At 57.1% G+C, this 7,238-nt stretch carries 7 protein-coding genes; 6 read left to right on the forward strand and 1 reads right to left on the reverse strand.

Annotated elements, in window-relative coordinates:
* The first annotated feature begins 7 nt into the window (after positions 1 to 7).
* Positions 8 to 886 (forward strand): LysR substrate-binding domain-containing protein, encoded by an 879-nt coding sequence (locus AC2FH9_RS19385; protein ID WP_496872648.1) that lies wholly within the window; start codon positions 8 to 10, stop codon positions 884 to 886.
* 4 nt (positions 887 to 890) lie between these two features.
* Here the strand turns inward: AC2FH9_RS19385 and AC2FH9_RS19390 are convergent, their stop codons facing one another.
* The gene (locus tag AC2FH9_RS19390; RefSeq protein ID WP_282022285.1) at positions 891 to 1,460 is read right to left on the reverse strand and encodes a helix-turn-helix domain-containing protein; all 570 of its coding nucleotides are present in this window, start codon (positions 1,458 to 1,460) and stop codon (positions 891 to 893) included.
* Between the two features lie 180 nt (positions 1,461 to 1,640).
* Here AC2FH9_RS19390 and glyA point away from each other — a divergent pair, with 180 nt between their 5' ends.
* The 5 genes from glyA to AC2FH9_RS19415 all read left to right on the forward strand — a co-directional run bounded on the left by glyA (position 1,641) and on the right by AC2FH9_RS19415 (position 7,145).
* Positions 1,641 to 2,894, forward strand: a complete 1,254-nt coding sequence (gene glyA, locus AC2FH9_RS19395; protein ID WP_496794139.1) for a serine hydroxymethyltransferase — start codon at positions 1,641 to 1,643, stop codon at positions 2,892 to 2,894.
* A gap of 9 nt (positions 2,895 to 2,903) precedes the next feature.
* A complete protein-coding gene (lpdA, locus tag AC2FH9_RS19400; RefSeq protein ID WP_496872650.1) occupies positions 2,904 to 4,286 on the forward strand; it encodes a dihydrolipoyl dehydrogenase in 1,383 nt (460 codons plus the stop codon).
* A gap of 14 nt (positions 4,287 to 4,300) precedes the next feature.
* Complete coding sequence (gene lipA / locus AC2FH9_RS19405) at positions 4,301 to 5,245, forward strand: lipoyl synthase (protein ID WP_281995889.1); 945 nt, start codon at positions 4,301 to 4,303, stop codon at positions 5,243 to 5,245.
* Between the two features lie 25 nt (positions 5,246 to 5,270).
* Positions 5,271 to 6,644 carry an alanine/glycine:cation symporter family protein gene (locus AC2FH9_RS19410; RefSeq protein WP_282022286.1) on the forward strand — a complete coding sequence of 458 codons (1,374 nt, stop codon included), beginning with the start codon at positions 5,271 to 5,273 and terminating at the stop codon, positions 6,642 to 6,644.
* A gap of 78 nt (positions 6,645 to 6,722) precedes the next feature.
* Entirely contained in the window at positions 6,723 to 7,145 is a 423-nt protein-coding gene (locus AC2FH9_RS19415) for a universal stress protein (RefSeq protein ID WP_496872652.1), read from the forward strand.
* The last annotated feature ends 93 nt before the right edge of the window (positions 7,146 to 7,238 follow it).

Here is a 7,238-nt window from a genome sequence, read left to right on the forward strand (position 1 = left end):
GTAAGAAATGGCGAAACTGCCCCATGTCACCTGGTTGCGGGCTTTTGAAGTTGCCGCGCGTCACAACAGTTTCTCTGCGGCAGCAGAAGAGCTGGGGCTGACATCAGCCGCCGTCAGTCAGCAGATACGGTTGTTAGAGAAGCATCTAAACGTATCCCTGTTCGAACGCTTGCCGCGCGGGGTTGCCCTGACCGAAATCGGGCGGGCCTATGCGATGCCGGTTCAAAAGACGTTCTCCGAGTTAAGAGACGCAACCAGCGGCCTTTTCACCAATTCCCGCAGGCGGGTGGTCAAAATACGGGCCTCCATCTCATGTGCGGGGCTAGTAATCGCACCAAGACTGGCTGAGTTTGAAGACCTGCACCCCGACATCAAAGTGGACCTCTCCACCTTCGTCTGGGCGAACCGGTTTGGAGAGGAAGAAAGCGATATTGATATCCGGTTCGGCTATGGTGACTGGGATGACGGGATCGTTTCGCATCTGGGCCATGAATGTGCGGTGCCGGTCTGCCATCCCGATTATGCGGCATCTTTTGGCGCAGATCTGAGCATTCAAAATCTGGCTCAGGGCCGGGTCATCACAATCAAAGGGTCTGAGAATGACTGGATGAGATTGTCCGATCAATACACGCTCAATTTGGGCGCGCCCTCCAGAACGCTTCGAATGGATTCGTCACTTTTGGCCTTGCAGGCCGTCACGGCGGGGCAGGGCGCGGCCATGGTATTAGAGAGCTTTGCCCATGAGTACATTAAGCAGGGTCTGCTGGTGGCACCCTTTGATTACCGCCTGCCCATTCAACCTTCGCACTATCTGGTTAAACGCAAAGGCGCTGAAGACCGCATCGAGGTACAGGTTTTCGCAAGTTGGGTGACGTCACTCTATTAGCGGGCTATTCCAGCGATACCCAAAGCACACGGGCATCTTCGGTACTGGTTGAAATACAGCCGTGCCCCATTCCACTGTCATAATAGAGCGAGTCCCCGGCTTTCATCGGCAGCGGACGGTAGTGTTCCGACACAAAAGTCAGCTCTCCGCTGAGGACAAACATGAACTCTTCTCCAGAATGGCGAATCCAGTTATCAAATTCGGAAATGTCGCGCGCCTTGATTGTCGCGATATAGGGCAGCATCCGTTTGCTGGTCAGCTCTGAACACAGCAACTCATGGATATATGTGGAGGTGTCCTTGATCTCACCGTCGCCCTTGGGCGTATAATCGCGACGGCCTGATATACCCGATTGACCGGACTGTAGAAACAGCTGCGGTGTACTGAGGTCAAGCGCCTGTGTGAGCCGCCGAACAATATCAAAGCTGGGCTTTGTCTGGTTGTTTTCGATTTTTGACAGGGTTGATCGACCGATCCCGGCAGCACGACCGGCTTCTTCCAATGTCCAGCCTTTTGCACGGCGCGCGTCGCGGATCGAGCGGCCCAGAGCCATACCCTCGTCCTGATCGTCCATTCCGGAAACATCCGTTAAATTCTCTTCTGCCACGTGAAATCCCCCTGTTTTATCGATGCTTGCATAATTTCCAATCAAAATCAAATTCACCATTGTAAGAAAAATGTTGCCTTAAGGATGAAAATTCCACTATAGGAAACAAAGTTTCGCAATTTGGATTCGGAACCGTGGGAGGAGACCATGTTTAAAACGTCGCTGGCTGAGGCCGATCCGGTAATCTCTGCGTCGATTTCCCGTGAGGGTGGCCGTCAGGCGGATCAGATCGAACTGATCGCATCTGAAAACATCGTCTCGCAGGCGGTGATTGATGCGCAGGGGTCTGTGCTGACCAACAAATATGCCGAAGGGTATCCCGGTCGCCGGTATTACGGTGGCTGCGAATATGTCGACGAGGTCGAATCCGAAGCTATCGAGCGGTTGAAGAAACTGTTTGGGTGCGAATACGCAAACGTACAACCTCATTCCGGTGCTCAGGCGAATGGAGCGGTCAAGCTGGCGCTGCTTAGCCCCGGTGACACGATATTGGGAATGTCGCTGGATGCTGGCGGGCACCTGACCCACGGCGCGAAACCCGCGCAATCGGGCAAATGGTTCCGTCCGGTGCAATACGGTCTGAACGATGCCGGGCTGATTGATTATGATCAGGTCGAGGCATTGGCAGAAGCTGAGAAGCCCAAGCTGATCATCGCGGGCGCATCGGCCTATTCGCAGAAAATCGACTTTGCGCGCTTTCGGGCAATCGCTGACAAGGTTGGGGCCTGGCTGCTGGCAGATATGGCGCATATCGCGGGGCTGGTGGCGACTGGGCTGCATCCGTCGCCTGTTGGGCACGCTCATGTGGTGACGTCGACCACTCATAAGACCCTACGTGGACCACGCGGCGGGATCATCCTGACCAATGATGAAACACTGGCCAAAAAGATCAACTCGGCTGTGTTTCCGGGTCTGCAGGGTGGCCCGCTGATGCATGTGATCGCGGGCAAGGCCGTAGCCTTTGGTGAAGCTTTGAAGCCTGAGTTCAAAACCTACATGCAGCGCGTAGTCGACAGCGCGGCGGCTTTGGCGAATGTGATGATGGCGCGAGGCTGTGACATCGTTTCTGGCGGAACCGAGAACCATCTGATGTTGGTCGATCTGCGCCCCATCGGCGTGACCGGCAAAGATGCCGAAGCCGCGCTTGAGCGTGCAGGTTTTACTTGCAACAAAAACAGTGTTCCCGGCGATCCGCAAAAGCCAACGATTACCAGTGGTATTCGTCTGGGCACCGCTGCCGGATGCAGCCGTGGATTTGGCCCCGAAGAGTTTACGACGATCGGTCATCTGATTGGCAACGTGCTGGACGCTTTGGCTCAGTCTTCTGACGGGGATGCGACCGTCGAAAAAGAAACTCGTGAAAAAGTCCGCGCCCTGTGCGCGAGCCATCCGATCTATTGAGGTTAAATCATGAGCACCTATGACCTGATCGTTATTGGCGGTGGCCCCGGCGGATATGTAGCGGCCATTCGTGCCGCTCAGCTGGGCATGAATGTCGCTTGCGTCGAGGGGCGGGGTGCTCTTGGCGGGACCTGTCTGAATGTGGGGTGCATACCCTCCAAAGCGTTGCTGACCTCCTCGGCCAAATATGCCGAGATCAGCCATCTCTCCTCCCATGGCATTGAGGTCGAGGGGGCCAGCATCGACATCGGCGCGATGATGGGGCGCAAGGACAAGATCGTTGGTGACCTGACCAAAGGGATCGGATTCCTGTTCAAAAAGAACGGTATCGACCTGATCGAAGGTTGGGCCAGTATTCCGGCTGCAGGGCAAGTTCAGGTCGGCGACACGATCCATGAGGCAAAGAACATCCTGATCGCCACCGGGTCCGAGCCCACCTCGCTGCCGGGGATTGAGATTGACGAGCAAGATATCCTCAGCTCGACCGGGGCGATTGCGCTGGACACCGTGCCGGATCATCTGGTGGTGATCGGTGCCGGTGTCATCGGATTGGAACTGGGTCAGGTCTGGGCGCGTCTGGGTGCCAAAGTCACGGTGGTTGAATATCTCGACCGTGCTCTGCCCGGCATTGATGGAGAGATCGCCAAGCTGGCACAGCGCGCCCTGTCAAAGCGCGGGCTGAAATTCCAACTGGGCAGGGCGCTGAAATCGGTCGGGAAAACCGACGCGGGCCTGTCCCTGATCGTGGACCGGGTTGGCAAGGACAAGGAAGAAGTGATCGAGGCCGACAAGGTCCTGATCGCTGTAGGCCGCCGCCCTGTGACGCGCGGACTGGGGTTGGAAGATCTGGGCGTTGCCATCAACCAACGCGGTTTTATCGAGGTCGATGGAGCGTTCCAGACCTCGGTGCCCGGTATCTATGCGATTGGCGATTGTGTGCCAGGGCCAATGCTGGCGCATAAGGCCGAAGAAGATGGCGTCGCCTGTGTTGAAATACTGGCCGGTCAGGCTGGACATGTGGATTACAACACTGTTCCGGGCGTGGTTTATACCGACCCCGAAGTTGCCTCGGTAGGATTGACCGAGGAGGCGCTGAAAGAGGCTGGCACTGACTACGCGGTCGGCAAGTTCGCCTTCATGGCAAATTCGCGCGCGCGCTCGACCGGCGAAACCGACGGTGCGGTCAAGGTGCTGGCCGATCCCAGCGGCAAGATCCTCGGCGCGCACATCTGCGGAGCGCATGGCGGCGACCTGATTGCCGAGCTGGTTCTGGCCATGACCAAAGGCGCAACAGTTGCTGAAGTTGCCGCAACCTGTCATGCGCACCCTGCCATGGGCGAGGCGGTCAAAGAGGCCTGCCTTGACGCCCTGGGCCGTGCGATTCACGCTTAACGAGGATCAGCCAGATGACCATCCAGCTTCGCCCTCGCCACCCGGAAAAAGCCAAAAAGGCTGACAGTGTCATTCCGCGTAAACCGAAATGGATTCGGAAGAAACGGGTTGAAAGCGCAGAGTATTACGAAACCCGCCGCCTGATGCGTGACCATAATCTGGCTACCGTTTGCGAAGAGGCTGCTTGCCCAAATATCGGCGAATGCTGGTCCAAGCGCCACGCCACCATGATGATCATGGGCGAGGTCTGTACCCGTGGCTGTTCCTTCTGCAACGTTGCCACTGGCCGCCCCGACGCTCTGGACCAGTTCGAACCCGGCCGTGTGGCCGTTGCGGTGAAAAAGCTGGGCCTGCGTCATGTCGTGATCACCTCGGTTGACCGGGATGATCTGGCTGATGGCGGCGCTGAACATATTGCCCAAACCATCCGTGCTGTGCGCCACCAGAATCCCGGCACAACGGTAGAAGTTCTGACCCCCGACTTTCTGGGCAAAGGGGACGCGGCCGATCTGGTATTTGCGGCCGCCCCCGACGTATTCAATCACAATCTCGAAACGGTTCCGCATCTGTATCCTACAGTGCGTCCGGGCGCGCGGTATTACACTTCGCTGCGTCTGTTGGACGATGCCAAGCGCGCCAACCCCGAGATCTTTACCAAATCCGGCCTGATGGTCGGGCTGGGTGAAAGCCTTGGCGATGTGCGGCAGGTGATGGATGACCTGCGCGCCGCGAATGTCGATTTTCTGACAGTGGGGCAATACCTGCAGCCGACCGCAAAACATCACCCGATTGACCGGTTCTGGACACCGGAAGAATTCGCCCAGCTTGAGCAGATCGCACGCTCAAAGGGCTTTCTGCACGTGTCAGCCACGCCGCTGACCCGTTCGTCGTTCCACGCGGACGAAGACTTTGCCGCCCTCAAGCAAGCTCGCCAACGGGCGATTGCTGCCGGGGCATAATCCAAACGCGCTAGGGAGGAATACCATGGAAGCGTTAAATTCAATCGTAGGGGCCATCAATGGCGTCGTGTGGGGGCCGCTGATGCTGGTCCTCATTCTTGGCGTTGGCTTCTTCCTGCAGGTGGGGCTGAAATTCATGCCGATCCTGCGTATCGGCACGGGCTTTAAGCTGCTGTTTGCCGGTCGAGAAAGTCAGGGCGATGGGCAGATCAGCCCGTTCAACGCACTGATGACGTCGCTGTCGGCGACCATCGGTACGGGTAACATCGCCGGTGTGGCTACTGCTGTCTTCCTGGGCGGTCCGGGCGCTTTGTTCTGGATGTGGATGACCGCCCTGGTGGGCATGGCCACCAAATATGCCGAGGCTGTTCTGGCGGTGAAATACCGTGAGAAGGACGAGCTGGGCAACTTTGTCGGTGGTCCGATGTACTACATCAAGAACGGTCTGGGTGCGAAATGGGCCTGGCTGGGTGTTGCATTTGCCCTGTTCGGCGCAGTTGCAGCCTTTGGTATCGGCAACGGTGTGCAAGCCAATGGTGTTGCACAGGTTCTCGAAGCCAATTTCGGCCTGAATACCTCGGTCACCGGTGTGGTGCTGATGGTTCTGACCGCCGCTGTAATCCTGGGTGGTATCACGCGTATCGGTGCCGTTGCCGGTAAACTGGTTCCGTTCATGGCGATTGCCTATATCATCGCGGGTCTGCTGGTTCTGCTGATCAATATCGGTGAAATCGGCAATGCTGTGTCGTTGGTCTTCACCTACGCCTTCACACCCTCGGCCGCCGAAGGTGGTTTTGCGGGCGCCGCCGTTTGGGCCGCCATCCGCTTTGGTGTGGCGCGCGGTGTCTTCTCGAACGAAGCCGGCCTGGGTTCCGCGCCAATCGCGCACGCAGCAGCAGAAACCAAAGGTCCGGTAAACCAGGGCCTGATCGCGATGCTGGGAACGTTCATCGACACTATCATCGTCTGCTCGATCACCGGTTTGGCAATCATCGCCTCAGGTGCGTGGACCACGGGTGAATCCGGTGCCGCGTTGACTTCGGCCGCCTTCGAAATGTCGTTGCCGGGCATTGGTGGCTATTTGATCGCCATCGCGCTGTCGATCTTTGCCTTTACCACCATCCTCGGTTGGTCGTTCTATGGCGAAAAATGCGTCGAGTTCCTGTTGGGTGTGAAATCTTTGGTGCCGTACCGCGTCTTGTGGATTATCATGATCTACTTCGGCGCAACCGCGGATCTGGGCTTTATCTGGCTGCTTGCAGATACGCTGAACGCCATGATGGCTATCCCGAACCTGATCGCCTTGGCATTACTGAGCCCAATCGTCTTCAAATTGACGAAAGAGTTCTTTGCCTCCGGTGGCAAGTCCGAAGAGCCGGGCGGCACGCCTGCCGAATAAACCGGGCACTGAAAACCTACGGGGGGCCATTCCGGCCCCCCGACTTGAAACAGAATTCCTATCTCGAGGAGAGGCGTGATGGCCACGAAAATCCTGCTGCCGATTGATCACTCTGACGACCGTTCCTGGAAACAGGCATTGCCGGTCGCATTGGAACAGGCGAAATTCTACGGTGCCGAACTGCACGCGGTCGCCGTCATCCCCGAGATCATCCAGCTTCCGAACCTGCCTGCCAATTATGGCGCGGGTGCCAGAGAACATGTGCGTAACGCGGTTCAGACCATTTTGGACAATTGTGGCGCTGCTGGCGTAGCTGTCCATGTCCAAGAGGGCAGCGTCTATCGCGAAATTCTGAAGCTTGCTCATCAAGAGGGCTTCGACCTGATCGTCATGGCGTCGACCAAGGGCGATTTCCCGAATTATGAAATTGGTCCGAACCTGGCACGCGTGGTGCGCAATGCGCATTGCACCGTCATGGTAGTTCGTGACCAGTCCCGCTGATCGAAAGGTACCTGAAATGACGGATATTAAGCGCACGCCTTTGCATGGTTTGCATGTTGAGTTGGGTGGGAAGTTGGTTGATTTTGCGGGCTG

It is taken from the genome of Ruegeria sp. CDSC081 (assembly GCF_059610485.1).